We start from the raw sequence: 24,482 nt of genomic DNA on the forward strand, positions 1-24,482 counted from the left end.
GCATGAAGCATTTACTGACCCGCCTGGCACTGGCGGTCGGCCTGGCTGCGCCTGTGTTGCTGGCGCAGGCGGACGATCAGGTCAAGCGCGGCGAGTACCTGGCCCGCGCTGCGGACTGCATGGCCTGCCATACCGCGCCCGGTGGCGCGCCGTATGCCGGCGGCTTGCCGATTGTTTCGCCGTTCGGCACGATCTACGGCACCAACATCACCCCGAGCAAGGAACACGGCATCGGCCTGTACAGCGATGATGAGTTCTTCGCCGCGGTCACCGAAGGCAAGCGGCGTGACGGGGCGAACCTGTATCCGGCGATGCCCTACACCTCGTATCACCTGATGCCTCGGGAAGATTCGGACGCGATCCACGCCTACCTGAAAACCATCGAGCCGATCGAGCGTGCTGCGCCGGTCACCAGCCTGAGCTTTCCGTTCAACGTGCGCCCGGGCCTGATCGCCTGGAACCTGATGTACGGCAAGGACGTGAAGCTGTCGCCGGTCGAAGGCAAGAGCGAAGCCTTCAAGCGCGGCCAGTACATGGTCGACGTGCTCGGTCACTGCGGCGAATGCCACACCCCGCGGGGCTTGCCCGGTGCCATGCAGCAGGACAAGCGCCTGACCGGCGGCGTACTCAACGGCTACCTGGCGCCGAGCCTGCTGGCCACTGACCTGGCGGCGCGTGGCTGGAATCATCAGGACCTGAGCACGTTCCTCAAGCACGGTATGAGTGCCCAGGGCACGATGTTCAACGAGATGTTCCCGGTGTTCCACAACAGCACCCAGGGCCTCAGCGATACGGATCTGGCGGCCATGGCCACCTTCCTGTTGGGTGACCCGGCACCGGCGGCCAAAGTGCTCACCGATGTGCCGCTGGACAAGCTCGGTGCAAGCGCCCAGCGCGGCCGTCAGGAATATTTGAACGTCTGCGCCGGTTGCCATGCGCCCGAGGGCGAGGGCAAGCCGCACATCGCCGTGGCCATGCGTGGCAACACCACGCTGCGCCTGGACGATGCGCGCAACCTGGTGCGGGTGATCGACGACGGTATCGGTGAGCAGAAGTTTTCCGGTTTCGAACACATGCAGCCGATGCCTGGGTTCGCGGAAAAGCTCAGCCACGAGCAGCTCACCGATCTGCTCAACTACCTGCGCCAGAGTTGGGGCGGGCAGACGACTGACCTGGCCGTGAGCGATGTGCAGAAGCTGCGCGCCGACGCGCCACCGCTCGAGCACAAGGCCAACTGACATGCAGCATCTGGATCTGCAAGTGGTACGCCGGGCGCTGGCGTGGTCGGCGGCCGGCCAGCGCCTGTGGCTGTGCACGGTGCTCGCCACCTACGGTTCGGCGCCACGCGCGCCGGGCTCGTTGCTGGCGGTGAACGCCGCCGGGCAGTGGATCGGTTCGTTGTCGGGCGGCTGCGTCGAAGAGGACTTCCTCGAACGCGTGGCCGAAGGCGCCTTCGAGCAGGCGGTCAGTGTCGTGCGCTATGGCGAAGGTGACGACCCGCGCTCGCGGGTCAGCCTGCCCTGTGGCGGCGTGTTGGACGTGCTCGTCGAGAAGCTGGAACCCGATTGCGAAGTGCAGGCGCACCTGCGTGAACTGGAGTCGGCGCTGTTGGGCCGACGCCGGTTGATCCGCGAGGTCGACCTGGCCAGCGGTGCCCGCAGCCTGTTCGATGATCGCGAGCAGGGCGTGCGTGTCGAGCGGGAAATCGACCGCGTGCGCTTGCGCATCGGCGCTGCCCAGCGTTTGTTGCTGGCGGGGTATTCCAGCGTGGCGCAGGCCTGTGCGGAGTTCGCCGTGGGGCTGGGCTTCGAGGTGATCCTGTGTGACCCGCGCGATGAAGTGCTTGAAGGCGTGGTGCTGGACAGTGTCGAGATTCGCCGCCAGTTGCCATCGGTGTTCATCGCCGACGGCGGCTGCCATCGCGACACGGCGGTGGTCGCGCTGACGCATGATCCGAAAATCGACGACCTGGCGATGATGGAAGCGGTGCGCACCGAAGCGTTTTACATCGGCGTCATGGGCTCGCTGCAAACCTCGCAGAAACGCTTCGAACGCTTGCGCCGGATCGGCGGGCTGGGAGAAACCGAACTGGCGCGCATCCACGCGCCGATCGGCTTGAACCTGGGCAGCAAGACCCCGGCAGAAATCGCCCTAGCGGTGCTGGCCGATATTCTGCGGATACGCAGCGGTATCCCACGCGATCGCCTCTGATTCCTGTGGGGCGGTACGGTGTGATCCCTGTGGGAGCGAGCCTGCTCGCGATGGGCGTCAACGATAACGCTCGCTGCCTGAATGCCCGCGTCGTCTGTTCCTCCATCGCGAGCAAGCTCGCTCCTACAGGGGGCGGGGTTGGTTAATAGCCGAATTTATCCCGCAACCCGTAATACCACGCCCCCAACGCCGCAAACGGCGTGCGCAGCAATTGCCCGCCCGGGAACGGATAGTGCGGCAGGTCGGCAAACGCATCGAAACGCTCAGCCTGCCCGCGCAGCGCTTCGGCCAGCACCTTGCCCGCCAGGTGCGTGTAGGTCACGCCGTGGCCGCTGCAGCCCTGGGAGTAATAGATGTTGTCACTCAGTCGCCCCACCTGTGGCAGACGCGACAAGGTCAGCAGGAAATTACCCGTCCAGGCGTAGTCGATCTTCACATCCTTGAGCTGCGGAAACGCCTTGAGCATCTTCGGCCGGATGATCGCCTCGATGTTCGCCGGATCCCGCGCGCCATACACCACGCCACCCCCGAAAATCAGGCGCTTGTCGCCGCTCAACCGGTAGTAGTCGAGCAGGTAGTTGCAGTCCTCGACGCAGTAGTCCTGGGGCAACAAGCTGTTCGCCAGCTCGTCGCTCAACGGCTCGGTAGTGATCACCTGGGTGCCGCAAGGCATCGACTTGGCCGCCAGCTCCGGCACCAGGTTGCCCAGATAGGCGTTACCCGCAATGATAATGAATTTGGCCCGCACCTTGCCCTGTGGCGTGTGCACCACCGGATTGGCGCCGCGCTCGATACGCACGGCCGGCGATTGCTCATAGATCGTACCGCCCAGAGACTCGACAGCCACCGCTTCACCCAAAGCCAGGTTCAACGGATGGATGTGGCCGCCACTCATGTCGAGCATGCCGCCCACATACTGCTCGCAATTCACCACCTCACGAATGCGGGCCTGATCCATCAGCTCGAGCTGCGTATGGCCGAAACGCTCCCACAGGCGTTTCTGCGACTCCAGATGGCCCATCTGCTTGGCGGTCATCGCGGCAAACACACCGCCGTCCTTCAAATCGCATTGAATGTCGTATTTGGCCACCCGCTCACGAATGATCCGCCCACCCTCGAACGCCATCTGCCCCAGCAACTGCGCCTGCTTGGGACCCACCGAGCGCTCGATCACATCAATGTCGCGACTGTAGCTGTTAACGATCTGGCCACCATTGCGGCCCGAGGCACCAAAGCCGACCTTGGCCGCTTCCAGTACCGTGACCTTGAAACCACTCTCCAATAGGAACAGGGCAGAGGACAGCCCGGTGTAACCGGCGCCGATCACACAGACATCAGTCTCGACTTCACCCTGCAAAGCCGGGCGCGCAGGCGCCGCGTTGGCCGATGCGGCGTAATAGGACTCTGGGTAAGGGGTGTTCGCCATCCTGCAGCCTCTGTTTAATAAATTTAACGTACACGGCGATCCTACCCGAGTTGAAAATCCACCGCCAGCCACCGCAAAAGCTTCTTTGCAGCCGCGAAATTAAAAATTTTGCATATTCATAGGGTTAGCGCGAAAAAAGGTGTTGACACCCCTCCGGAATTCCGTAGAATGCCGCCTCACAGCAGGCACGTAGCTCAGTTGGTTAGAGCACCACCTTGACATGGTGGGGGTCGTTGGTTCGAGTCCAATCGCGCCTACCAAACAAAATCCGCTCTGCTGGGCGGTCTGAAAGGGCTCACCGAAAGGTGAGCCCTTTTTTGTTGTCTTGGGTTTGGGCAAGCTTCGGGAAATTCCTGGGCAAACGAGCACCGCTATCTCATGGCTCATACGAATCTGTTCACAGCCACCCAGTCTCGGTCTTGCAAGGATTGTCGAGTGTCGTCAGAGGTCGCGACCGTCATCTGGAGGCCGCAACAAATCCTTTGCAGGTTTTAGAGAAAAGGATCGAGGTGAGGAGAGTGATGTTGGCAGGGGAGGAATATTTATCCTCCTGATTTTGGCTGAAAAGCTCAGGATTGTTGCTTGATCCAAGGTAGCGAACTCTAGAGTTCAAGCAGTCAAACTCCCTTTTGACGTAGGTGGTGAATTCTTCTCTCGCAATTTTCAGGACAGAGATTCGGCGAGGCCACACTCCTTCAACCGAGACGATCGAGTAACCCGCCTGAGGGTCGCTCGGGTACGCGATTGCTACTTCATCCGCATTGCACGAAAGGCAAAAAAGCGCCGTCGTGATAATAAAGAGAGCCTTCATTATTCACCGTCCCTGGATCTGATGGGCGTTGCGAGAAGGAGCCTAGGTCACTTTCCGCCATCCTGATAAAAATTTAGCCGCCAGGCGATATTCGGTCATTTGGCGCGTTCAGCACCGCGAGCGCCAATTTGATGAAATCTTCGTTTTGTCCGGTGTCTTCAGGGCGCCTTCGATTCTGTCATTACCTCTGGTGCGGGAAGACGTGCTACTCCACCACCTTAAGTCCCACGAGACTGCGCGCCAGTTTCGCCCGCTCACTCCAGGCGATGGTGTGGCTGGCCTTGTTCCAGCGCACTTTTTCTATGCCCAGGTCCTTGGCCCTGTCAATGGCTTCCAGGACCCGTCGAATGTTGAAGGTCGTGCCTGCGCATTCCCCGTGGTGAAGCAGGGCGGCTTTCCAGGCTTCAAGGTCGCTCATGCCGGATCGTTCGACGATGATGGCCTGCTTGAAACCATCTGCCACAAAGTGGATCTCGTAACGTTCCCTCATTGACCCCGCGTCCTTACCTCATCTCGTCTTGAGAAATATTATCATTTGTGGCGAGTGAAGAGGCGGGCGGATTCCAGTGAAAATCGTTTTGGTGTCGCATGGATGCAAGGCCGTGAACGATGAGCTACTACTGACAGGTTTAATCATGATCGTCCTGACGGGAGTTACTCGATGCTGACTCACTGGCTGCTTGCGGCACTTCACTTGTTGGCGTTTGGCCTGGGGTTCTGGGCGGTGCTGACGCGGGGCACGAATTTGCGCCGCCTGGCCAAGGGCGTGGGCGAGGTTCGCAGTGTGTTGATTGCCGACAACGTCTGGGGGATTTGCGCCCTCATTCTCCTGGTGACTGGCGGGATGCGGGCTTTCGGCGGCTACGAAAAAGGTACGGACTATTACCTGCAGCAGCCGCTGTTCCATCTCAAAATGACATTTTTTGTGCTGATTCTGCTGCTTGAACTTGCGCCAATGGTGAGCCTGATCAAGTGGCGGATTGCCCTGGGTCGTGGCGCGGCTGTCGATACCGCGCGCGCGACGTTGTTCGCACGGATCAGCCATATCGAAGGTTTGCTGATGTTGTTGATGGTGATTGCGGCGACGGGCATGGCGCGTGGCGTCATGTTTGGTTAGTAGGCGCGCGGCAAGCTTCTGGCGGGGAGGGGGACAAGTAGCGAATCTTTAGCCAGCCGTCGTGATGGGTAACGGGCTGGCTACTGACTGCAGCAGGATTCAGGACTGTGGTTTGTCCGGCGCGGTCAGGCCGGCTTGAATGCGCTGATAAATCTCTTCGCGGTGCACTGCAACGTCTTTCGGGGCGTTGATGCCGATTCTGACTTGCTGGCCGCTTACGCCCAGAATGGTGATCGTAATGTCATCGCCAATGTTTATGCTTTCACCGACTTTGCGGGTGAGTATCAGCATGGTCTTCTCCTTGATTGCTACGTGGGGCACCTGATTCGGACAGTGCAGAGGTCGGTGGTATGTATAGATTAGTGCGAAGTCTCACGGTTTGGGTGCCTCTTTCTGACGCGCAGATGCTGCATTAATTCCCAAGGCGTAACTATACAGAGGCCGCATCCATCATTCTCGCTGTTTTCAGCCCAATTTGCAGGCCTGCGCAAGTATTCAGCGGTGTTAAAATCCTCGCTTTCAGTATTCAGAGGTAAGCGTTGTGCGCAAAGTGGCCCTGGTAATCGCAGTACTGGCAATGGCGGGATGTGGCGAAGGCAAGCGCGTTGACGCGCCAAAACCGCAGCCGTCAGCGACTGTTGCGCCGGCAGCGGCGTCGGTTCCTCAATGGGATCTGGAGGTCCGGGGGGAGATAACCCAGGCGGTCAGCGACCTCAGTGGCTGGTTGATCGAGCACAGTTTCATTGCCAACGTGATCAAGGAGAACGGCAAGACGCGCATTCTGATGGGCCCCTACAACTCGAAAGCCGAGGCCGAGGCGAAGCAGGAAGAAGTGCGCGCGGCGCTGACTCGTGCGAAAAAACAGAACATCGAGTTGCTGGTGATCGAGCGCCCGGCGGCGCAGTGAACGTTGACCTGTAGCGGTCAATCGCAGTGATAAACAAAAAGGCCACGGGCGTTCAACCCGAGGCCTTTGTTTTTTCGGTCGTGTTTAACCGCAGGCCTTCATGTCCACCGGCCCGACGAATTCGTTGCCGCGTCCCATGACACACGCCACGCTCTGGTTGCGTTGCCGCTCCCAGGCCTGCACCGGGTAGGTTTTGTTCCAGGCCTCGTACAGCTGCCGATCCTGTTTGGACAGGCGCAGGCCGTATTGCTTGCTCATGTAGAAGTAGGTTCGGGCGATCATCCCGCGAATGGAGGGGCGCGGCATGACCTTCTTCGCCTTGAAATCGACTTGAGTCAGGCATGAGCCATATTGGCCCGATTGCTCCGGCAGCCAGCCAAAACTGAAATTGCTGCGGTCGCCGTTCACCTCGCCGATGCTTGGCACCAGGTTATGCAAATCGGCTTCGGCCTTTTGATACGTGGGGTCGTATCGCGTGCAGTTCTTGCGCCCGCCTTCCTGCCAGCACTGGCGTTGGTGGCCAATCTGCCAGGCCGGGACGATGTGCTCCCATTCGATGCGCGCCGCGCGCTTGGCATTTTTGCGCGGTACGTAACCGCAGGCCGAGAGATTCACTTTGTTACCGGTGTATTTGCACCCGCAGTAGAACTCGGTGGATTGCGGGGCATACAGCTTCCAGGCGACTTTCTTGGCTTCGCTGAAGGTGCGCGGGGCATCCGCCTGAGCACCCACCGCGAAAAAAACCAACAGCAAAACAAACCAGCGAACACTCATCGACTCAGTCTTCCTTCGGCACAACCCAGAAAATCTGCACGCCGCCATCGTCGCGGTAGGCGAGGGTGACGTTGTCGTTCTCGTCGATTTCTTCGAGCAACTGCTCCCATTCATCCACGGGTTCGTCGGGCAGGCGAAAGATCAGGGCTGCCTTGGCTTTCTGGGCGGTGGGGGAGTTGATGATTTTCTGAACGCGCATGCCCATGCGTTGATAGGCGTCGGGAGAAGCGGAGGTGTCGGCCACGGAATTATCCTTATTAAGCTGTACGTGCATACAGTATTTAACCGTAAGCATTTTCGCAACTGCTTAAAATTCAAGAAAATCCTCTGACAGCTGTTTTTTCCGTTTGGTGTAGGAAGAAGGAAGTTTTTATCGGCCCATGAGCGTCGCTAAAGAAATCCGTAGTGAGGTCGATGCTCTTCAAAGGATTTTTTTTCAGGAGTCAGCATGTCCATTTCGATTGGCTTCCCCAATCCGAGTGCAATCACCATCGGCGGCAAATCCACGGCGACAGTCGACGCGTTGAGCGAATCGACCTCCGGGGCGGCTGGGCTGGCGTTGGGTACTGAGGAAGAGGGTGACGGCACCCAGGTTCGCACCGGTGGCGGTCCCATGACCGAGACCAAGTCGGAAAGCGCCAGCGACAGCGGTCAGAGCGTGGCGGTGAAGACGTTGCTCAAGCGCATGCGCGAACTGCAACAACAATTGCGCGAACAACAGGAGCAGTTGGCAGCTGCCGAGGCAGCGTCTTACGCGACCCCGGAAGCGAAAGAGGCGGCCGTCATGGCGATCCAGGGGCAGATTGCCGACACCAGCGCCGCGCTGGCTCAGGTCACCGCCAATCTGGTCCGGGAAATGGCCAAGGGTTCCAGCACAGGGAACATTGTCAGCACTACGGCGTAAATGAATGCTTCAGTAATGCCAGGTAGCTCTGCGGTCGTTGGCAAATGACCGCAGGATTCGCATACGTAGATTGCCGACATCAACGGTCACCGCCAATCTGGTTTGGGAAGTAGCCAACGTAAACGAATGCTTCAGTAATACCCAGTAGCTCTGCGGTCGTTGACAAATGAACGCAGGATTCGCATAGTTCGGTCTTCGCAAACGTTTGCGTGGCCCCGAAGGTCTTATTTTTGAAGGGTGCTGTGCTTACTCTAGCGCAAGCGTTGCTCAGAATAATCATAAGATCGGAGTGAATCCATGAAGCTGCCATTTGCTGGACGTCTTCTCGCTGTCGCTATGCTGGCTGCCGCATCCGCCGCGCTGCCTGTCTCCTCGGCTTTTGCCGAAACCCCTGAAAAACCTAAAGTCGCGCTGGTCATGAAATCCCTGGCCAACGAATTCTTCCTGACCATGGAAGACGGCGCCAAGGCCTACCAGAAAGACCACTCCGCAGACTTCGACCTGATCTCCAACGGCATCAAGGACGAAACCGACACCGCCAACCAGATTCGCATCGTCGAGCAAATGATCGTCTCCAAGGTCAATGCGCTGGTCATCGCCCCGGCTGATTCGAAAGCCATGGTGCCGGTGATCAAGAAAGCGGTGGACGCGGGCATCACCGTGGTCAACATCGACAACCAACTCGATCCCGCGGTGCTCAAGAGCAAAAACATCAGCGTACCGTTCGTAGGCCCGGACAACCGCAAGGGTGCGCGCCTGGTGGGCGAATACCTGGCCAAGCAGCTCAAGGCCGGTGACGAAGTCGGCATCATCGAAGGCGTGTCCACCACCACCAACGCCCAGGCCCGCACCGCAGGCTTCAAGGATGCGATGGAAGCGGCGCAGATCAAGGTCGTGTCGCTGCAATCCGGTGACTGGGAAATCAACAAGGGCAACCAGGTTGCCTCGTCCATGCTCAGCGAATACCCGAACATCAAGGCCCTGCTGGCCGGCAACGACAGCATGGCGGTCGGTGCGGTGTCGGCGGTGCGCGCCGCCGGCAAGGCGGGCAAGGTGCAAGTGGTCGGCTACGACAACATCAATGCGATCAAGCCGATGCTCAAGGATGGCCGCGTCCTCGCCACCGCCGACCAGTACGCCGCCAAGCAAGCCGTGTTCGGCATCGAGACGGCGCTGAAGATCATCAAGGGCGAGAAGCTCGACAGCGGCGCCAATGGCGTCATTGAAACTCCAGTCGAGCTGGTGACCAAGTAGTTCTTCTGGCGACACAACGGTGCTCGCCCGTCCGGGCGAGCGCATGGAGATTCTTATGTCAGTTTCCGCTCCGAACGCTGTCCTCTCGGTCAGCGGTATCGGCAAGACGTATGCGCAACCTGTCCTCACCGGTATCGACCTGACGCTGATGCGTGGGGAAGTGCTGGCGTTGACCGGCGAGAACGGTGCCGGCAAAAGCACGCTGTCGAAGATCATCGGTGGCCTGGTCACGCCGACCACCGGCCAGATGCAATTCCAGGGGCAGGATTACCGCCCCGGCAGCCGCACCCAGGCGGAAGAGCTGGGCATCCGCATGGTCATGCAGGAACTCAATCTGCTGCCGACCCTGTCTGTCGCGGAAAACCTGTTTCTCGACAATCTGCCCAGTAACGCGGGCTGGATCAGCCGCAAGCAACTGCGCAAGGCGGCGATCGAGGCCATGGCCCAGGTCGGGCTCGATGCCATCGACCCGGACACCCTGGTCGGCGAACTGGGCATCGGTCACCAGCAAATGGTCGAGATCGCCCGCAACCTGATTGGCGATTGCCACGTACTGATCCTCGACGAGCCGACCGCCATGCTGACGGCTCGCGAAGTGGAAATGCTCTTCGAGCAGATCACCCGCCTGCAAGCTCGCGGGGTGTCGATCATCTACATCTCCCATCGCCTCGAAGAACTGGCCCGGGTGGCCCAGCGCATTGCGGTGCTGCGTGACGGCAACCTGGTGTGCGTCGAGCCGATGGCCAATTACAACAGCGAACAGTTGGTGACCCTGATGGTGGGTCGTGAGCTGGGCGAACACATCGACATGGGGCCCCGCAAAATCGGCACGCCGGCGCTGACGGTCAAGGGCCTGACCCATACCGACAAGGTTCGTGACGTGTCCTTCGAAGTGCGTGCCGGCGAGATTTTCGGCATTTCCGGGCTGATCGGGGCAGGGCGCACGGAGCTGTTGCGGCTGATTTTCGGCGCCGATGTGGCGGACAGCGGCACCGTGGCGCTGGGTTCGCCGGCGCAGGTGGCGAATATTCGCTCGCCAGCGGATGCCGTCGCGCACGGGATCGCCTTGATTACCGAAGACCGCAAAGGGGAAGGCTTGCTGCTGACCCAGTCGATCAGCGCCAACATCGCCCTGGGCAACATGAAGGAAATTTCCAGTGCCGGGGTCGTCAACAACGTTGATGAACTGTCCCTGGCCCAGCGTCAGATCGACGCCATGCGCATTCGCAGTTCCAGCCCGACGCAACTGGTCTCCGAGCTGTCCGGTGGCAACCAGCAGAAAGTGGTGATCGGCCGCTGGCTGGAGCGTGATTGTGCGGTGCTGCTGTTCGACGAGCCCACGCGCGGGATCGACGTCGGTGCCAAATTCGATATTTATGCACTGCTCGGTGAGTTGACCCGTCAGGGCAAGGCGCTGGTGGTGGTGTCCAGCGACCTGCGCGAATTGATGCTGATCTGCGACCGCATTGGCGTGCTGTCGGCGGGTCGCCTGATCGAGACATTCGAGCGCGACAGCTGGACCCAGGATGACTTGCTTGCCGCCGCTTTTGCCGGCTACCAAAAACGTGATGCGTTGCTTAATGAGGCAGCGCCTAGGGATCTCCCATGAAAACTGCAACGCCTGCCGGTAAACGTAGCGGCAACTTCTACGGCCTCGGCACTTACCTGGGCCTGGCCGGTGCCTTGCTGGCGATGATTGTCCTGTTCTCGATCCTGAGCAGCCACTTTCTGTCCTACGACACCTTCAGCACCCTGGCCAACCAGATTCCCGATCTGATGGTGCTGGCGGTCGGCATGACCTTCGTGCTGATCATCGGCGGCATCGACCTGTCGGTGGGCTCGGTGCTGGCGCTCGCGGCGTCCACGGTCAGCGTGGCGATTCTCGGCTGGGGCTGGAGCGTGTTGCCCGCCGCGCTGCTGGGCATGGCGGCTGCGGCACTGGCTGGCACCATCACCGGCTCGATCACCGTGGCCTGGCGAATTCCGTCCTTTATCGTGTCCCTCGGTGTGCTGGAAATGGCCCGGGGCGTGGCGTATCAGATGACCGGTTCGCGCACCGCCTATATCGGTGATGCCTTTGCCTGGCTGTCCAATCCGATCGCCTTCGGCATTTCGCCGTCGTTCATCATTGCTCTGCTGATTATTTTCGTGGCCCAGGCTGTATTGACGCGTACGGTGTTCGGGCGTTACCTGATCGGTATCGGTACCAACGAAGAAGCGGTGCGTCTGGCGGGGATCAACCCCAAGCCCTACAAGATCCTGGTGTTCAGTCTGATGGGGTTGCTGGCCGGTATCGCGGCGCTGTTCCAGATTTCGCGCCTGGAAGCAGCCGACCCGAATGCCGGCTCCGGCCTGGAGCTGCAGGTGATTGCCGCGGTGGTCATCGGTGGCACCAGCCTGATGGGCGGGCGCGGTTCGGTGATCAGTACCTTTTTCGGCGTCCTGATCATCTCGGTTCTGGCGGCCGGCCTGGCGCAGATCGGTGCGACCGAGCCGACCAAGCGCATCATCACCGGCGCGGTCATCGTGGTGGCGGTGGTGCTGGACACCTATCGCAGTCAGCGCGCAAGCCGGCGGAGCTGAATCATGGCAACCATCAAAGATGTGGCCGCACTCGCGGGGATTTCCTACACCACGGTCTCCCATGTGGTGAACAAGACCCGCCCGGTCAGTGAAGAAGTGCGGGTCAAGGTCGAGGCGGCGATCAAAAGCCTCGACTACGTGCCCAGCGCGGTCGCGCGCTCGTTGAAAGCCAAGACCACGGCGACCATCGGCCTGCTGGTGCCCAACAGCCTCAACCCGTATTTCGCCGAGCTGGCGCGCGGCATCGAAGATCACTGCGAGCGCAATGGTTATTGCGTGATCCTGTGCAACTCCGATGACGACCCGGACAAGCAGCGCAGCTACCTGCGAGTGTTGCTGGAAAAACGCATTGATGGGCTGATCGTGGCCTCGGCCGGTGGTGACGCCGGGCTGGCGGAAGGGTTGGCAGGAGTGCGTACGCCGATGGTCATTGTCGACCGGGGGCTGCAAGGCGTGAATGCCGACCTGGTGCGCATCGACCATGAATACGGCGCCTACCTGGCGACCCGGCACCTTCTGGAACTGGGGCATCGGGACATCGCCATGATTGGCGGGCCTGCCGATACCAGTGTCGCGCAGATGCGTCTGGCGGGGTATTGCCGCGCCTTGCAGGAAGCCGGCGTCGGCGCATCGCCCGAGCGCATGCTGGGCAGCGATTTCACCAGCACGGGAGGTTACAGCGCCGCTGCCATCCTGCTGGAAAAGAACCCACCCAGCGCGATTTTCGCCGGTAACGACATGATCGGCATCGGTGTGCTGCGGGCGGCCGCCGAGCGCAACATTCGTGTGCCGAGCGAGCTGTCGGTGATCGGCTTCGACGATATCCAGATGAGTCGCTACGTCTATCCGGCGCTGACCACCGTGGGGCAGTCGATCCTGCAACTGGGGGAAATGGCCGCGGGCGTACTGCTGCGCAGGATCGCCAAGCCGGATACGGCCATCGATCAGCGGATCGTGACGCCCAGTATTGTCCTGCGTGAATCGACTGCGCCCCTGGCCGGTCTGTTCGCGCAATTGCGTTGAATCAGCGAGTAGCGATGTATGTCAGCAAAAGTAGTGGTGATAGGCAGCCTGAACATGGATCTGGTGACCCGCGCTCCGCGCCTGCCCCGTGGTGGCGAGACGCTGATCGGTGAGTCGTTCACCACGGTATCGGGCGGCAAGGGCGCCAACCAGGCCGTTGCCGCGGCGCGGTTGGGCGCGCAGGTCTCGATGGTCGGTTGCGTCGGCAGCGATGCCTACGGTGAAGCATTGCGTGGGGCATTGCTGGCCGACGGTATCGACTGTCAGGCGGTCAGCACGGTCGACGGCTCCAGTGGGGTGGCGCTGATTGTGGTCGATGACGACAGCCAGAACGCGATCGTCATCGTGGCCGGTGCCAATGGTGCACTGACGCCGGCGTCGATTGATCGGTTCGATGCCGTGTTGCAGGCGGCGGATGTGATCATCTGTCAGTTGGAGGTGCCGGATGCCACCGTGGGGCATGCGCTCAAGCGTGGCCGGGAGCTGGGCAAGACCGTGATCCTCAACCCGGCCCCCGCCAGTCGTCCGCTGCCCGCCGATTGGTATGCCGCCATCGACTACCTCATCCCCAACGAGAGCGAAGCGTCGGCCCTGACCGGGCTGCCCGTGGATTCGCTGGCGACCGCCGAAGCCGCAGCCACGCGCCTGATCGCCATGGGCGCGGGCAAGGTCATCGTTACCTTGGGCGCGCAAGGTTCGCTGTTTGCCAATGGCCAATCCTTCGAACACTGCGCAGCGCCGAAGGTGAAAGCGGTGGATACCACGGCGGCGGGGGACACCTTCGTCGGTGGTTTCGCCGCGGCACTGGCCGCGGGCAAAAGTGAAAGCGAAGCCATCCGCTTTGGCCAGGTTGCCGCTGCACTGTCGGTCACCCGCGCGGGCGCGCAGCCCTCGATTCCCGATTTATCCGATGTACAGGCCTTTACCGCACCATGAAGAAAACACCTCTGCTCAACGTCGCCTTGTCGCGACTGATCGCCTCCCTGGGGCATGGCGACCTGGTCGTGATCGGCGATGCCGGCCTGCCGGTTCCGCCAGGCGTCGAGTTGATCGACCTGGCCCTGACCCAGGGCATTCCGGATTTCATCAGCACATTGAACGTCGTCCTCAGCGAAATGCAGGTCGAGCGTCACGTGCTGGCCAGCGAAATCCTGGATAAACAGCCGACGGCGCTGGTCGCCCTGGACAAACTGCATGCCGAAGGTGCTTTGGGTCAGCGCCAGTTGGTCGACCATGAGCAGTTCAAGATCCTCAGTCGGCAGGCGAGGGCGATCGTGCGCACCGGCGAATGCCAGCCGTATTGCAACATCGTCCTGGCTGCCGGTGTCACCTTTTGAATTGATTGACCGTTTCCCCCTTGCACAAGGAGTGCGCCATGTACCGCTATGCCCAGAAACTGCACCACCTGATCGGGAGTCTGCTGCTTGTGTCCCTGATGACCGCAACGAGCGCCCAGGCGGCGCAAAAGATCGACCTGATCATCGACACCGATCCGGGCGCCGACGATGTGGTCGCCCTGCTTTTCGCCCTGGCATCACCGCAGGAGCTGAACATCCGTGCCTTGACCACCGTGGCTGGCAACGTGCGCCTGGACAAGACCTCGCGCAACGCGCGGCTGGCGCGAGAGTGGGCGGGGCGCGAGGAGGTGCCGGTGTACGCCGGTGCATCGAAGCCGCTGATGCGCACGCCGATTTATGCCGACAACATTCATGGCAAGGAAGGCATGTCTGGCGTCACCGTGCATGAACCGAAAAAGGGCCTGGCCGAAGGTAATGCAGTCACTTACCTGATCGACACGCTGAAAACCGCGAAACCCCATAGCATCACCATCGCCATGCTGGGGCCGCAGACCAACCTGGCGCTGGCGTTGATGCAGGAGCCCGAGATCGTCCAGGGCATCAAGGAAGTGGTGATCATGGGTGGTGCGCACTTCAACGGCGGCAACATTACCCCCGTGGCCGAATTCAACCTGTTCGCCGATCCGCAGGCCGCCGAGGTCGTGCTCAAAAGCGGCGTCAAGCTGACCTACCTGCCACTGGACGTGACGCACAAGGTCCTGACCAGTGAAGCGCGCCTGAAGCAGATTGCGGCCTTGAACAACAATGCCAGCAAGCTGGTGGGCGATATCCTCAATGAGTACATCAAGGGCGACATGGAGCATTACGGGCTGCCTGGCGGCCCGGTGCATGACGCCACCGTCATTGCCTACCTGCTCAAGCCGCAGCTGTTCAGTGGCCGCTCGGTCAATGTGGTGATTGATAGTCGAGAAGGGCCGACATTCGGCCAGACCATCGTCGACTGGTATGACGGCCTGAAAGCGCCGAAGAACGCTTTCTGGGTCGAGAGTGGCGACGCCCAGGGGTTCTTCGACCTGCTGACCGAGCGCCTGGCACGCCTGAAGTAAAAACCTCACACCCGCAGGTGCCGGCCTGCGGGTTCACTCCCTGGCGTTGTCCTCGGCCCCTGTGTAGTCGGCGGGGTATTTCTCGAATACCTGTGCGAAGAAGGATTGCGCGGCTTCGGTTCCCAGCTCCTTGACCAACAGATCGACGCTGATGATTGCCAGTTCCTCCGGGCTGCCCGGGCTGTAGGAGCTATGGCCCTGTGGCCATTTGGCCTTGATATCGGCGTCGATGCTTACGGTGGTCATGATGGCGCTCTGAAGTGGGATGAAGTCTGCCTGTGAGTTAATCATTTTGCCGCGGGTTTGACACTCCGACTTAGGCATGAGGGCAGGGCTGTGCGACACTGGGGCATTGATGATTCTTCAAGGAACGTGCTGTGCAGATCGACTTGAACGCTCCTGACGGCCTGACCATCGAGGCTGTGCGCCAACTGCTGGCCAGTGCCAGTGATGATGTGCACACGCAATTGCGGGTGACCAAGGGCGGCATTGCCTATATCTCATCGGGCGTCGTGGGCGGTACCGACATAGACGACCTGCTGTTTCGCCTGGAAACCTGGGCCAAGGGGTCTGGCTACGTAGGCCGGGTGGCCGCCAGTGACGAGGTCTGGGTCATGCAGATTTTCAATGCGCTGAAAGACAACTGGCCCAAGCCACCCTACGACTACATTGATGTTTACTGAGTGTCGTTCATATTCAGTCACGATTGCGGGATGAACGACGGGAGAGGGTCAGGCAAACTCGCCAGCCCGGATCCAGGGCAAGGTGCTAGCACTGCCTCGGGAAACCAAACGCCAAATTGGCGGTCGCACGATTTAAGCTCAACTATTGGAAAAGGAGGCTTCATGCCTTGGAAGCTCGCGTCATTGGGTACTTTGCTGGCCGCTAGCCTGCTGGCAGGTTGCAGTAATACATCCACCGACTCGGCCGCAGACCCTGTTGCAACGACGGACTCCGGTCACAGTCGTTGTGAAGCGAAGGCTGCCGAATTCGCCCTTGGCAAAAAGGCTTCGCCCGAGCTGCTGGAGCAGGCGCGTGTTCGTGCCGGTGCGCAAAATGCCCGAATCCTCAAGCCTGACGACATGGTAACGCTGGAATACCGTTCCGATCGCCTGAACCTGAACACCGATGCGAACCTGATGATCACCCGCGTCAACTGCGGCTGATAGCGTCAGGCTTTTGCATCACCCATAAAAAACCCCGTCACATGGACGGGGTTTTTTTAGTGCGCCGGGAAATTACTCTGGGCGAACTTGTGCAGCTTGCATACCCTTTTGGCCTTTCTCAGCCACGAAGGATACGGTTTGGCCTTCTTTCAGGCTTTTGAAACCGTCGCTTTCGATAGCTTTGAAGTGTACGAACAGGTCGTCACCGCCACCTTGAGGAGTGATGAAGCCGAAGCCTTTTTCATCGTTGAACCATTTAACGGTGCCGGTTTGGCGATTAGACATGGTGTATCTCCAAGAAACATATATTTTCAGTAGTACTGTGTTGCTCAGGCCAACTGGGCACACCGGGGTATCATAGTCGAAATGTTCGATTTGGGAGCCCCCCGCAGGCACTGTTTGCCCCGTACGCACACGCTCTTTGTTGCTCGATGCGTCTGGAAGCCCCGATTTAAAAGGCTTTCAGGCGAAAGTAAAGACGATAAAAAAAGCTGTAAAACCTGCATAAATTGTTGAAAAAGGCGCTTTTCGCGGGGGTTCAACGGTGATCGGACCCCTCATTGCGCCTTTTTGGCGTTACTTCTTGGCCTTGTTATCGGCCTTGCATGAGGCGATTTGGCTCAGTGCCTTTTGCTGCAATGCTTCGCTGGCCTTGTTGTCCATCAGGGCCTGAAGGTCAGCGGCGGGGTATGACTTGATCGCATCGGCGCCACATGCGCAATGCGCTTTGGCGGCTGCGGCGCCGATCTGCTGGCTGGCCGCCTGGGTGCACTGAGCCATGTACTTCTCGCGTTCACCCTTGGGCCATTCCGCGTGGGCAGTCAGCGGCAGCAGGAGAACGAGAGGGGCGGCGACGGCGAACAAACGATTCAGACGCATGCTGAGATGCTCCTTGTGGGTCAATGTCTTTTTATCTGAGGGGTGAAAGGGCTTTCTAGTTCAGCACTCTGGCACAAAATGGCCGATTTGCCTCGATGCAAAACCTTGGCGCCGCCACGACCGTTCATCTGTGCTAGCATGCCTCGCTTGGATATTTGCAAGTCACGAGCGACCTTCAGTCCCGGCGGCGGCAGATGTCCGAATAACCCTGATTTGAATCCCAGTCACTCTGGTTCGGTTTTCCGGTTGGCCGCAAGGCTCCTGCCGCTGTAAGGCAGGCGTTCGTCATTGAATGGCCTGGACTGGATCTTGTACTGGCTCATCCCAACCCACGTGACCTTTGGTAGGGGTCACCACTAGGAGAGGAGGCGCCATGCCAACTATTACTCTTCCCGACGGCAGTCAACGTTCATTCGACCACCCGGTTTCCGTAGCCGAGGTCGCCGCATCCATCGGTGCAGGCCTGGCCAAGGCCACCCTGGCCGGCAAGGTCAATGGCAAGCTGGTTGACGCCAGCGACATCATCGACAGCGATGCCACACTGCAAATCATCACGCCAAAGGATGAAGAGGGGCTGGAGATCATTCGCCACTCTTGCGCGCACCTGGTTGGCCATGCGGTCAAGCAGCTGTACCCGACTGCCAAGATGGTCATCGGGCCGGTCATCGACGAAGGCTTCTATTACGACATCGCCTTCGAACGTCCTTTCACCCCGGACGACATGGCCGCCATTGAACACCGCATGCAGCAGCTGATCGAAAAAGATTACGACGTGATCAAGAAAGTCACTCCGCGCGCCGAAGTGATCGAAGTGTTCAAGGCCCGCGGCGAAGACTACAAGCTGCGCCTGGTCGAGGACATGCCGAACGAACAGGCCATGGGCCTGTACTATCACGAAGAATACGTCGACATGTGCCGCGGTCCGCACGTGCCGAACACCCGTTTCCTCAAATCCTTCAAGCTGACCAAGCTGTCCGGCGCCTACTGGCGTGGCGATGCCAAGAACGAGCAATTGCAGCGCGTCTATGGCACCGCGTGGGCGGACAAGAAGCAGCTGGCTGCCTACATCCAGCGCATCGAAGAAGCTGAAAAGCGCGATCACCGCAAGATCGGCAAGCGCCTGGGCCTGTTCCACACCCAGGAAGAAGCGCCGGGCATGGTGTTCTGGCACCCGAACGGCTGGACCCTGTACCAGGTGCTCGAGCAGTACATGCGCAAGGTTCAGCGTGAAAACGGTTACCTGGAGATCAAGACTCCGCAGGTCGTCGACCGCAGCCTGTGGGAGAAATCCGGGCACTGGGCGAACTACGCCGACAACATGTTCACCACCGAGTCGGAAAGCCGCGACTACGCCATCAAGCCAATGAACTGCCCTTGCCACGTGCAAGTGTTCAACCAGGGCCTGAAGAGCTACCGCGAGCTGCCGCTGCGCCTGGCCGAGTTCGGTGCCTGCCACCGTAACGAGCCATCGGGTGCGCTGCACGGCATCATGCGTGTGCGTGCGTTCACCCAGGACGACGCCCACATCTTCTGCACCGAAGAGCAGATGCAGGCCGAATCCGCTGCGTTCATCAAGCTGACCATGGATGTCTACGCCGATTTCGGCTTCAAGGACATCGAGATGAAGCTGTCCACTCGTCCGGAAAAACGCGTCGGTTCCGACGAGCTTTGGGATCGCGCCGAAGCGGCACTGGCCGCAGCGCTAGACAGTGCGGGCCTGCCGTACGATCTGCAGCCAGGAGAGGGTGCCTTCTACGGACCGAAGATTGAATTCTCGCTGAAAGATTGCCTTGGCCGTGTCTGGCAGTGTGGTACCCTGCAGCTCGATTTTAACCTGCCTGTCCGTCTGGGCGCCGAATTCGTCTCCGAAGACAACAGCCGCAAGCATCCAGTGATGCTGCACCGTGCGATCCTCGGCTCGTTCGAGCGTTTCGTCGGAATTCTGATCGAGCACTACGAAGGGGCATTCCCTGCGTGGCTGGCGCCGACTCAGGCTGTGGTGATGAACATCACTGATAAACAAGCAGATTTCGTCGCCCAAGTGGAAAAAACTCTCAACGAAAGCGGGTTTCGTGCCAAGTCTGACTTGAGAAATGAAAAAATCGGCTTTAAAATCCGCGAGCATACCTTGCTCAAGGTTCCATACCTCCTGGTTATTGGAGATAAGGAAGTCGAGACGCAGACTGTCGCTGTGCGCACTCGTGAAGGCGCTGACCTGGGCTCGATGCCCGTCGCCCAGTTCTCCGAGTTTCTCGCACAAGCGGTTTCCCGGCGTGGTCGCCAAGATTCGGAGTAATTATTATTAAGCGTGATATGAGACAAGATAAACGAACTGCACCGAAAGCCCCGATCAACGAGAATATCTCGGCACGCGAGGTTCGGTTAATTGGCGCTGACGGCGAGCAGATTGGCATCGTCTCGATTGATGAAGCGCTTCGTATTGCTGATGAAGCCAAGCTTGATCTGGTAGAAATTTCCGCTGACGCAGTCCCGCCTGTTTGCCGGGTGATGGACTACGGCAAGTCGATCTTCGAAAAGAAGAAGCAGGTTGCAGCGGCGAAGAAGAACCAGAAGCAGATTCAGGTTAAAGAAATCAAGTTTCGTCCAGGGACGGAGGAAGGGGATTACCAGGTAAAACTACGCAACCTGGTACGTTTCCTGAGTGACGGGGACAGGGCCAAGGTATCCTTGCGATTCCGCGGCCGTGAGATGGCCCACCAGGAGCTGGGGATGGAACTCCTCAAGCGAGTTGAAGCTGACTTGCTCGAGTACGGTTCGGTCGAACAGCATCCGAAGATGGAAGGACGCCAGCTGATCATGGTCATCGCCCCGAAAAAGAAGAAATAATCAACAGGGCACGGCAGGCCTTCTGATTATGTTTATCAACTGAATGCGGAGTATCCGAACATGCCAAAAATGAAAACCAAAAGTGGTGCTGCCAAGCGGTTTCTGAAAACTGCTAACGGCATCAAGCACAAACACGCTTTCAAGAGCCACATCCTGACCAAAATGTCGACCAAGCGTAAGCGTCAACTGCGCGGTAGCAGCTTGCTGCATCCGTCTGACGTGGCAAAAGTCGAGCGCATGCTGCGCCTTCGTTAATTTTAGTCAAGAATAGAGGAAGTAACTCATGGCTCGTGTAAAGCGTGGCGTCATTGCCCGTAAACGTCACAAAAAAATTCTGAAACTTGCTAAAGGCTACTATGGCGCACGCTCCCGCGTATTCCGCGTTGCCAAGCAAGCGGTAATCAAGGCAGGCCAATACGCCTACCGTGACCGTCGTCAGAAAAAACGTCAGTTCCGCGCTCTGTGGATCGCTCGTATCAACGCTGGTGCTCGTATCAACGGTCTGTCCTACAGCCGTTTCATCGCCGGCCTGAAAAAAGCGTCCATCGAGATCGACCGTAAGGTTCTGGCTGATCTGGCAGTGAACGAAAAAGCGGCGTTTGCTGCGATTGTCGAGAAAGCTAAAGCCACCTTGGCTTAAGTACCCCCGACAGTCACCCGGCCTCACCTCTGTGGGGCCAGGTGTTAAACGTCATAAATAGGGGAAGAGCCTTCAAGCTCTTCCCCTATTTTGTATCTGGAGTCTGTACATGGAAAACCTGGATGCGCTCGTCTCGCAAGCTCTAGAGGCTGTGCAAAGCGCGGAAGACATCAATGCCCTGGAGCAAATCCGGGTTCACTACCTTGGCAAGAAGGGTGAATTGACTCAGGTGATGAAGACCCTGGGCAATCTGCCGCCAGAGGAGCGTCCGCAGGTCGGCGCCCTGATCAACGTGGCCAAGGAGCGTGTTACAGAGGTTCTCAATGCCCGCAAGGCACAGTTTGAAGAGGCCGAGCTGGCCGCCAAACTGTCCGCCGAGTCCATTGATGTGACCCTGCCTGGCCGTGGCCAGACCTCGGGTGGCCTGCATCCGGTGACTCGCACTCTGGAACGTATCGAACAATTCTTCACCCACATCGGCTACGGCATCGCCGAAGGTCCCGAGGTGGAAGACGATTACCACAACTTCGAAGCGCTCAACATCCCAGGCCACCACCCGGCCCGGTCGATGCATGACACCTTCTATTTCAATGCCAACATGTTGCTGCGTACCCACACCTCGCCGGTACAGGTGCGCACCATGGAATCGAAACAGCCGCCGATCCGCATCGTCTGCCCAGGCCGCGTGTATCGCAGCGACTCCGATATCACCCACTCGCCGATGTTCCACCAGGTCGAAGGCCTGCTGGTTGACCGTGATATCAACTTCGCCGACCTCAAGGGCACCATCGAAGAGTTCCTGCGCGTGTTCTTCGAAAAAGAACTGGCCGTGCGTTTCCGTCCTTCGTATTTCCCGTTCACCGAGCCATCGGCTGAAGTCGACATGGAATGCGTGATGTGCAGTGGCAAAGGCTGCCGTGTCTGCAAGCAGACCGGCTGGCTGGAAGTCATGGGCTGCGGCATGGTTCACCCGAACGTGCTGCGCATGTCCGGCATCGACCCGGAAGAGTTTTCCGGTTTTGCCTTCGGCATGGGCGTCGAGCGTCTGGCCATGCTGCGTTACGGCGTGAACGACTTGCGTCTGTTCTTCGACAACGACTTGCGGTTCCTCGCGCAATTTCGCTAGTCGTAACGAATTCTTAGGAGAGCAGGATGAAATTCAGTGAACAATGGCTGCGCGGCTGGGTTAGCCCGCAGGTAAGTCGCGACGAGCTGGTGGCTCGTCTGTCGATGGCAGGTCTGGAGGTCGACAGCGTGACCCCGGCCGCCGGTGAATTCAGTGGCGTGGTCGTGGGCGAGGTGCTGAGCACCGAGCAGCACCCTGACGCCGACAAATTGCGTGTCTGCCAGGTCAGCAATGGCGCCGAGACGTTCCAGGTTGTCTGCGGTGCACCAAACGTGCGCCCGGGCCTGAAGATTCCGTTCGCCATGATCGGTGCCGAGCTGCCGGGCGACTTCAAGATCAAGAAAGCCAAGCTGCGCGGCGTCGAGTCCAACGGCATGCTGTGCTCCCAGGCCGAGCTGCAGGTCGGTGAGGGCAACGATGGCCTGATGGAACTGCCGGTCGATGCACCGGTGGGCCAGGACATTCGTGAGTACCTGAACCTGGACGACGCCAGCATCGAGGTCGACCTGACCCCGAACCGTGGCGACTGCCTGTCCCTGGCCGGTCTGGCCCGTGAAGTGGGCGCTTTGTACGGGGCCAAGGTCAGCCGTCCTGTGGTAGCCAGCGTTCCGGCTGCCCACGACGAGGTGCGTTCGGTTGAAGTGCTCGCGCCTGCCGCTTGCCCGCGTTACTTGGGGCGCGTCATCCGTAATGTCGATCTGTCCAAGCCAACGCCGCTGTGGATGGTCGAGCGCCTGCGTCGCGCCGACGTGCGCAGCATCGACGCCGCCGTCGACATCACCAACTACGTGATGCTCGAACTGGGCCAGCCGCTGCACGCGTTCGATCTCGCCGAAATCAATGGCGGCATCCGCGTACGCATGGCCGAAAAAGGCGAGAAACTGGTCCTGCTCGACGGCCAGGAAGTCAGCCTGCGTAGCGATACGCTGGTGATTGCCGACCACTCCCGCGCCCTGGCCATCGCCGGCGTCATGGGTGGCGAGCACAGCGGCGTCAACACCGCGACCACCCGCGACATCTTCCTGGAAAGTGCGTTCTTCGATCAGATCGCCGTGGCTGGCAAGGCCCGTTCCTACGGCCTGCACACCGATGCCTCGCACCGTTACGAGCGTGGCGTGGACTGGAAACTGGCCCGTGAAGCCATGGAGCGCGCCACCGGCCTGCTGCTGGAGATCACTGGCGGCGAAGCGGGTCCGATCATCGAGACCGTCAGCGAACAGCACCTGCCGTCGATCGCACCGGTCACCCTGCGTGCCCAGCGCATCACCCAGATGCTCGGCATGGAAATGGCTTCGGCCGAAGTCGAAAGCCTGCTCGGCGGCCTGGGCCTGACCGTCACCGCTGAAGGGGCAGGGCAGTGGCGCGTGGACGTGCCAAGCCATCGCTTCGACATCAGCCTGGAAGTCGACCTGATCGAAGAGCTGGCACGCCTCTACGGCTACAACCGCCTGCCGGTTCGTTACCCGCAAGCCCGCCTGGCCCCGCAAGCCAAGGCTGAAGCGCGTAGCGACCTGCCTGAACTGCGTCGCCTGCTGGTGGCTCGCGGTTATCAGGAAGCGATCACCTACAGCTTCATTGATCCGAAACAATTCGAGTTGTTTAATCCGGGCGTAGAGCCGCTGTTGCTGGCCAACCCGATTTCCAACGACATGGCGGCCATGCGCTCGTCCCTGTGGCCGGGCCTGGTCAAGGCGCTTCAGCACAACCTGAACCGTCAACAGGACCGCGTGCGCCTGTTCGAAAGCGGCCTGCGTTTTGTTGGGCAACTGGAAGGCTTGAAACAAGAGCCGATGCTGGCCGGTGTAGTGTGCGGCAGCCGCTTGCCGGAAGGCTGGGCACAAGGTCGCGATGTCGTGGACTTCTTCGACGTCAAGGCCGATGTAGAAGCGGTACTGGGTTTTGCCGGGGCGCTGGATTCGTTCACCTTCGTGCCGGGCAAGCACCCCGCGTTGCATCCGGGCCAGACCGCGCGCATCGAGCGTGAAGGTCGCCTGGTCGGTTTTGTCGGTGCGATTCACCCTGAACTGTCGAAAGCCCTGGGGCTTGATCGTCCGGTGTTCGTCTTCGAGCTGGTTCTGGCAGAAGTGGCACTGGGTAAAATGCCTAAATTCCAGGAGTTGTCGCGCTTTCCTGAAGTGCGTCGTGACCTGGCGCTGCTGGCGGATACCGGTGTTGCGGCCAGTGCCGTACTGGACGTAATCCGTGAAAATGCAGGCGAATGGCTGACGGACCTCAGGCTATTTGACGTGTATCAGGGTAAAGGTATTGATCCGCATAGAAAAAGCCTTGCAGTTGGCTTGACCTGGCAGCATCCATCGCGCACTCTTAATGACGATGAGGTGAATACCGCAACGCAAAACATCCTCACCTCGCTCGAACAAAGGTTGAACGCCACGTTAAGGAAGTGACG

General features: G+C 59.7%; 29 protein-coding genes and 1 tRNA gene. 21 read left to right on the forward strand and 9 right to left on the reverse strand.

The genetic code is table 11. The features are described 5' to 3' along the window. Nucleotides 1-2: 2 nt before the first annotated feature. Together ABVN20_RS02230 and ABVN20_RS02235 are read left to right on the forward strand one after the other, a co-directional pair. Nucleotides 3-1,238: a cytochrome c gene (locus tag ABVN20_RS02230; protein ID WP_368553729.1), complete on the forward strand. Its 1,236-nt coding sequence runs from the start codon at nucleotides 3-5 to the stop codon at nucleotides 1,236-1,238. A gap of 1 nt (nucleotide 1,239) precedes the next feature. Next, nucleotides 1,240-2,211 (forward strand): XdhC family protein, encoded by a 972-nt coding sequence (locus tag ABVN20_RS02235; RefSeq protein ID WP_368553730.1) that lies wholly within the window; start codon nucleotides 1,240-1,242, stop codon nucleotides 2,209-2,211. A gap of 142 nt (nucleotides 2,212-2,353) precedes the next feature. On the opposite strand, the gene ABVN20_RS02240 is transcribed toward ABVN20_RS02235, so the two are convergent. Continuing rightward, a complete protein-coding gene (locus ABVN20_RS02240; RefSeq protein ID WP_368553732.1) occupies nucleotides 2,354-3,637 on the reverse strand; it encodes an NAD(P)/FAD-dependent oxidoreductase in 1,284 nt (427 codons plus the stop codon). 183 nt (nucleotides 3,638-3,820) lie between these two features. Between ABVN20_RS02240 and ABVN20_RS02245 the strand changes: the two genes are divergently transcribed. Further along, nucleotides 3,821-3,897 (forward strand) — tRNA-Val (locus ABVN20_RS02245). Between the two features lie 197 nt (nucleotides 3,898-4,094). Here ABVN20_RS02245 and ABVN20_RS02250 read toward each other — a convergent pair. Together ABVN20_RS02250 and ABVN20_RS02255 are read right to left on the reverse strand one after the other, a co-directional pair. Continuing rightward, the gene (locus ABVN20_RS02250) at nucleotides 4,095-4,448 is read right to left on the reverse strand and encodes a hypothetical protein (protein ID WP_368553734.1); all 354 of its coding nucleotides are present in this window, start codon (nucleotides 4,446-4,448) and stop codon (nucleotides 4,095-4,097) included. A 205-nt stretch (nucleotides 4,449-4,653) separates the two neighbouring features. Next, nucleotides 4,654-4,938: a hypothetical protein gene (locus ABVN20_RS02255; protein ID WP_368553735.1), complete on the reverse strand. Its 285-nt coding sequence runs from the start codon at nucleotides 4,936-4,938 to the stop codon at nucleotides 4,654-4,656. Between the two features lie 171 nt (nucleotides 4,939-5,109). Between ABVN20_RS02255 and ABVN20_RS02260 the strand changes: the two genes are divergently transcribed. Further along, nucleotides 5,110-5,565, forward strand: a complete 456-nt coding sequence (locus ABVN20_RS02260; protein WP_368553737.1) for a DUF2214 family protein — start codon at nucleotides 5,110-5,112, stop codon at nucleotides 5,563-5,565. 99 nt (nucleotides 5,566-5,664) lie between these two features. On the opposite strand, the gene csrA is transcribed toward ABVN20_RS02260, so the two are convergent. After that, nucleotides 5,665-5,856, reverse strand: a complete 192-nt coding sequence (csrA, locus tag ABVN20_RS02265) for a carbon storage regulator CsrA (protein ID WP_008028241.1) — start codon at nucleotides 5,854-5,856, stop codon at nucleotides 5,665-5,667. Between the two features lie 250 nt (nucleotides 5,857-6,106). Between csrA and ABVN20_RS02270 the strand changes: the two genes are divergently transcribed. Further along, nucleotides 6,107-6,472, forward strand: a complete 366-nt coding sequence (locus ABVN20_RS02270; RefSeq protein WP_368553739.1) for an SPOR domain-containing protein — start codon at nucleotides 6,107-6,109, stop codon at nucleotides 6,470-6,472. 84 nt (nucleotides 6,473-6,556) lie between these two features. Here ABVN20_RS02270 and ABVN20_RS02275 read toward each other — a convergent pair whose 3' ends face one another. Then, complete coding sequence (locus tag ABVN20_RS02275; RefSeq protein ID WP_368553741.1) at nucleotides 6,557-7,246, reverse strand: endonuclease; 690 nt, start codon at nucleotides 7,244-7,246, stop codon at nucleotides 6,557-6,559. Between the two features lie 4 nt (nucleotides 7,247-7,250). Then, nucleotides 7,251-7,541 carry a DUF1654 domain-containing protein gene (locus ABVN20_RS02280; RefSeq protein ID WP_368553743.1) on the reverse strand — a complete coding sequence of 97 codons (291 nt, stop codon included), beginning with the start codon at nucleotides 7,539-7,541 and terminating at the stop codon, nucleotides 7,251-7,253. 153 nt (nucleotides 7,542-7,694) lie between these two features. On the opposite strand from ABVN20_RS02280, the gene ABVN20_RS02285 reads away from it, so the two are divergent. From ABVN20_RS02285 to ABVN20_RS02320, 8 genes are all read left to right on the forward strand, one after another. Then, on the forward strand, nucleotides 7,695-8,150 hold the full coding sequence (locus tag ABVN20_RS02285) for a hypothetical protein (protein WP_368553744.1): 456 nt from the start codon (nucleotides 7,695-7,697) through the stop codon (nucleotides 8,148-8,150). A 297-nt stretch (nucleotides 8,151-8,447) separates the two neighbouring features. Then, complete coding sequence (locus ABVN20_RS02290) at nucleotides 8,448-9,404, forward strand: sugar ABC transporter substrate-binding protein (protein WP_368553746.1); 957 nt, start codon at nucleotides 8,448-8,450, stop codon at nucleotides 9,402-9,404. A gap of 55 nt (nucleotides 9,405-9,459) precedes the next feature. Further along, nucleotides 9,460-11,013 carry a sugar ABC transporter ATP-binding protein gene (locus tag ABVN20_RS02295; RefSeq protein WP_368553748.1) on the forward strand — a complete coding sequence of 518 codons (1,554 nt, stop codon included), beginning with the start codon at nucleotides 9,460-9,462 and terminating at the stop codon, nucleotides 11,011-11,013. Beyond that, a complete protein-coding gene (locus ABVN20_RS02300; RefSeq protein WP_368553749.1) occupies nucleotides 11,010-11,987 on the forward strand; it encodes an ABC transporter permease in 978 nt (325 codons plus the stop codon). The genes ABVN20_RS02295 and ABVN20_RS02300 overlap by 4 nt, the downstream gene beginning before the upstream one ends. Before the next feature lie 3 nt (nucleotides 11,988-11,990). After that, complete coding sequence (locus tag ABVN20_RS02305; RefSeq protein WP_368553751.1) at nucleotides 11,991-13,010, forward strand: LacI family DNA-binding transcriptional regulator; 1,020 nt, start codon at nucleotides 11,991-11,993, stop codon at nucleotides 13,008-13,010. An 18-nt stretch (nucleotides 13,011-13,028) separates the two neighbouring features. Then, nucleotides 13,029-13,946: a ribokinase gene (rbsK, locus tag ABVN20_RS02310; protein WP_368553753.1), complete on the forward strand. Its 918-nt coding sequence runs from the start codon at nucleotides 13,029-13,031 to the stop codon at nucleotides 13,944-13,946. Beyond that, nucleotides 13,943-14,347 (forward strand): D-ribose pyranase, encoded by a 405-nt coding sequence (rbsD, locus tag ABVN20_RS02315; RefSeq protein WP_368553754.1) that lies wholly within the window; start codon nucleotides 13,943-13,945, stop codon nucleotides 14,345-14,347. The genes rbsK and rbsD overlap by 4 nt, the downstream gene beginning before the upstream one ends. Before the next feature lie 38 nt (nucleotides 14,348-14,385). Then, nucleotides 14,386-15,414, forward strand: a complete 1,029-nt coding sequence (locus ABVN20_RS02320) for a nucleoside hydrolase (protein WP_368553755.1) — start codon at nucleotides 14,386-14,388, stop codon at nucleotides 15,412-15,414. A 33-nt stretch (nucleotides 15,415-15,447) separates the two neighbouring features. Here ABVN20_RS02320 and ABVN20_RS02325 read toward each other — a convergent pair whose 3' ends face one another. Next, nucleotides 15,448-15,660, reverse strand: a complete 213-nt coding sequence (locus tag ABVN20_RS02325; protein ID WP_368553757.1) for a hypothetical protein — start codon at nucleotides 15,658-15,660, stop codon at nucleotides 15,448-15,450. 131 nt (nucleotides 15,661-15,791) lie between these two features. Here ABVN20_RS02325 and ABVN20_RS02330 point away from each other — a divergent pair, with 131 nt between their 5' ends. Both ABVN20_RS02330 and ABVN20_RS02335 read left to right on the forward strand, forming a co-directional pair. Next, nucleotides 15,792-16,097, forward strand: a complete 306-nt coding sequence (locus ABVN20_RS02330) for a hypothetical protein (protein WP_368553759.1) — start codon at nucleotides 15,792-15,794, stop codon at nucleotides 16,095-16,097. A 162-nt stretch (nucleotides 16,098-16,259) separates the two neighbouring features. Beyond that, nucleotides 16,260-16,580 (forward strand): I78 family peptidase inhibitor, encoded by a 321-nt coding sequence (locus ABVN20_RS02335; RefSeq protein ID WP_368553761.1) that lies wholly within the window; start codon nucleotides 16,260-16,262, stop codon nucleotides 16,578-16,580. A 72-nt stretch (nucleotides 16,581-16,652) separates the two neighbouring features. Here ABVN20_RS02335 and ABVN20_RS02340 read toward each other — a convergent pair whose 3' ends face one another. Beyond that, on the reverse strand, nucleotides 16,653-16,865 hold the full coding sequence (locus ABVN20_RS02340) for a cold-shock protein (protein ID WP_003179963.1): 213 nt from the start codon (nucleotides 16,863-16,865) through the stop codon (nucleotides 16,653-16,655). Nucleotides 16,866-17,156: 291 nt separating this feature from the next. Continuing rightward, complete coding sequence (locus tag ABVN20_RS02345) at nucleotides 17,157-17,459, reverse strand: hypothetical protein (RefSeq protein WP_368553763.1); 303 nt, start codon at nucleotides 17,457-17,459, stop codon at nucleotides 17,157-17,159. Between the two features lie 373 nt (nucleotides 17,460-17,832). Between ABVN20_RS02345 and thrS the strand changes: the two genes are divergently transcribed. The 6 genes from thrS (at nucleotide 17,833) to pheT (ending at nucleotide 24,480) form a co-directional block, all read left to right on the forward strand. Beyond that, nucleotides 17,833-19,755 (forward strand): threonine--tRNA ligase, encoded by a 1,923-nt coding sequence (gene thrS / locus ABVN20_RS02350; RefSeq protein ID WP_368553765.1) that lies wholly within the window; start codon nucleotides 17,833-17,835, stop codon nucleotides 19,753-19,755. After that, on the forward strand, nucleotides 19,755-20,306 hold the full coding sequence (gene infC / locus ABVN20_RS02355; RefSeq protein ID WP_368554550.1) for a translation initiation factor IF-3: 552 nt from the start codon (nucleotides 19,755-19,757) through the stop codon (nucleotides 20,304-20,306). The genes thrS and infC overlap by 1 nt, the downstream gene beginning before the upstream one ends. A gap of 60 nt (nucleotides 20,307-20,366) precedes the next feature. Further along, a complete protein-coding gene (gene rpmI, locus ABVN20_RS02360) occupies nucleotides 20,367-20,561 on the forward strand; it encodes a 50S ribosomal protein L35 (RefSeq protein ID WP_002553160.1) in 195 nt (64 codons plus the stop codon). A gap of 28 nt (nucleotides 20,562-20,589) precedes the next feature. Further along, a complete protein-coding gene (rplT, locus tag ABVN20_RS02365) occupies nucleotides 20,590-20,946 on the forward strand; it encodes a 50S ribosomal protein L20 (protein WP_007905879.1) in 357 nt (118 codons plus the stop codon). Between the two features lie 109 nt (nucleotides 20,947-21,055). Continuing rightward, entirely contained in the window at nucleotides 21,056-22,072 is a 1,017-nt protein-coding gene (pheS, locus tag ABVN20_RS02370; protein WP_368553768.1) for a phenylalanine--tRNA ligase subunit alpha, read from the forward strand. A 26-nt stretch (nucleotides 22,073-22,098) separates the two neighbouring features. After that, entirely contained in the window at nucleotides 22,099-24,480 is a 2,382-nt protein-coding gene (gene pheT / locus ABVN20_RS02375) for a phenylalanine--tRNA ligase subunit beta (protein ID WP_368553769.1), read from the forward strand. Nucleotides 24,481-24,482: the final 2 nt, after the last annotated feature.

This window comes from Pseudomonas sp. MYb118, from assembly GCF_040947875.1.
GTDB lineage: Bacteria > Pseudomonadota > Gammaproteobacteria > Pseudomonadales > Pseudomonadaceae > Aquipseudomonas.

What these genes read in the sequence shown, in the direction of transcription:
- rbsK (WP_368553753.1), top strand. Translation starts at nt 13,029, where the DNA reads ATGTCAGCAAAAGTAGTGGTGATAGGCAGCCTGAACATGGATCTGGTG.
- thrS (WP_368553765.1), top strand. Translation starts at nt 17,833, where the DNA reads ATGCCAACTATTACTCTTCCCGACGGCAGTCAACGTTCATTCGACCAC.
- csrA (WP_008028241.1), bottom strand. Translation starts at nt 5,856, where the DNA reads ATGCTGATACTCACCCGCAAAGTCGGTGAAAGCATAAACATTGGCGAT.
- rpmI (WP_002553160.1), top strand. Translation starts at nt 20,367, where the DNA reads ATGCCAAAAATGAAAACCAAAAGTGGTGCTGCCAAGCGGTTTCTGAAA.
- ABVN20_RS02305 (WP_368553751.1), top strand. Translation starts at nt 11,991, where the DNA reads ATGGCAACCATCAAAGATGTGGCCGCACTCGCGGGGATTTCCTACACC.
- ABVN20_RS02295 (WP_368553748.1), top strand. Translation starts at nt 9,460, where the DNA reads ATGTCAGTTTCCGCTCCGAACGCTGTCCTCTCGGTCAGCGGTATCGGC.
- ABVN20_RS02230 (WP_368553729.1), top strand. Translation starts at nt 3, where the DNA reads ATGAAGCATTTACTGACCCGCCTGGCACTGGCGGTCGGCCTGGCTGCG.
- ABVN20_RS02275 (WP_368553741.1), bottom strand. Translation starts at nt 7,246, where the DNA reads ATGAGTGTTCGCTGGTTTGTTTTGCTGTTGGTTTTTTTCGCGGTGGGT.
- ABVN20_RS02235 (WP_368553730.1), top strand. Translation starts at nt 1,240, where the DNA reads ATGCAGCATCTGGATCTGCAAGTGGTACGCCGGGCGCTGGCGTGGTCG.
- ABVN20_RS02285 (WP_368553744.1), top strand. Translation starts at nt 7,695, where the DNA reads ATGTCCATTTCGATTGGCTTCCCCAATCCGAGTGCAATCACCATCGGC.
- ABVN20_RS02345 (WP_368553763.1), bottom strand. Translation starts at nt 17,459, where the DNA reads ATGCGTCTGAATCGTTTGTTCGCCGTCGCCGCCCCTCTCGTTCTCCTG.
- ABVN20_RS02320 (WP_368553755.1), top strand. Translation starts at nt 14,386, where the DNA reads ATGTACCGCTATGCCCAGAAACTGCACCACCTGATCGGGAGTCTGCTG.
- ABVN20_RS02335 (WP_368553761.1), top strand. Translation starts at nt 16,260, where the DNA reads ATGCCTTGGAAGCTCGCGTCATTGGGTACTTTGCTGGCCGCTAGCCTG.
- ABVN20_RS02290 (WP_368553746.1), top strand. Translation starts at nt 8,448, where the DNA reads ATGAAGCTGCCATTTGCTGGACGTCTTCTCGCTGTCGCTATGCTGGCT.
- pheS (WP_368553768.1), top strand. Translation starts at nt 21,056, where the DNA reads ATGGAAAACCTGGATGCGCTCGTCTCGCAAGCTCTAGAGGCTGTGCAA.
- ABVN20_RS02325 (WP_368553757.1), bottom strand. Translation starts at nt 15,660, where the DNA reads ATGACCACCGTAAGCATCGACGCCGATATCAAGGCCAAATGGCCACAG.
- ABVN20_RS02260 (WP_368553737.1), top strand. Translation starts at nt 5,110, where the DNA reads ATGCTGACTCACTGGCTGCTTGCGGCACTTCACTTGTTGGCGTTTGGC.
- pheT (WP_368553769.1), top strand. Translation starts at nt 22,099, where the DNA reads ATGAAATTCAGTGAACAATGGCTGCGCGGCTGGGTTAGCCCGCAGGTA.
- ABVN20_RS02255 (WP_368553735.1), bottom strand. Translation starts at nt 4,938, where the DNA reads ATGAGGGAACGTTACGAGATCCACTTTGTGGCAGATGGTTTCAAGCAG.
- ABVN20_RS02250 (WP_368553734.1), bottom strand. Translation starts at nt 4,448, where the DNA reads ATGAAGGCTCTCTTTATTATCACGACGGCGCTTTTTTGCCTTTCGTGC.
- ABVN20_RS02340 (WP_003179963.1), bottom strand. Translation starts at nt 16,865, where the DNA reads ATGTCTAATCGCCAAACCGGCACCGTTAAATGGTTCAACGATGAAAAA.
- rplT (WP_007905879.1), top strand. Translation starts at nt 20,590, where the DNA reads ATGGCTCGTGTAAAGCGTGGCGTCATTGCCCGTAAACGTCACAAAAAA.
- rbsD (WP_368553754.1), top strand. Translation starts at nt 13,943, where the DNA reads ATGAAGAAAACACCTCTGCTCAACGTCGCCTTGTCGCGACTGATCGCC.
- ABVN20_RS02240 (WP_368553732.1), bottom strand. Translation starts at nt 3,637, where the DNA reads ATGGCGAACACCCCTTACCCAGAGTCCTATTACGCCGCATCGGCCAAC.
- ABVN20_RS02300 (WP_368553749.1), top strand. Translation starts at nt 11,010, where the DNA reads ATGAAAACTGCAACGCCTGCCGGTAAACGTAGCGGCAACTTCTACGGC.
- ABVN20_RS02280 (WP_368553743.1), bottom strand. Translation starts at nt 7,541, where the DNA reads ATGCTTACGGTTAAATACTGTATGCACGTACAGCTTAATAAGGATAAT.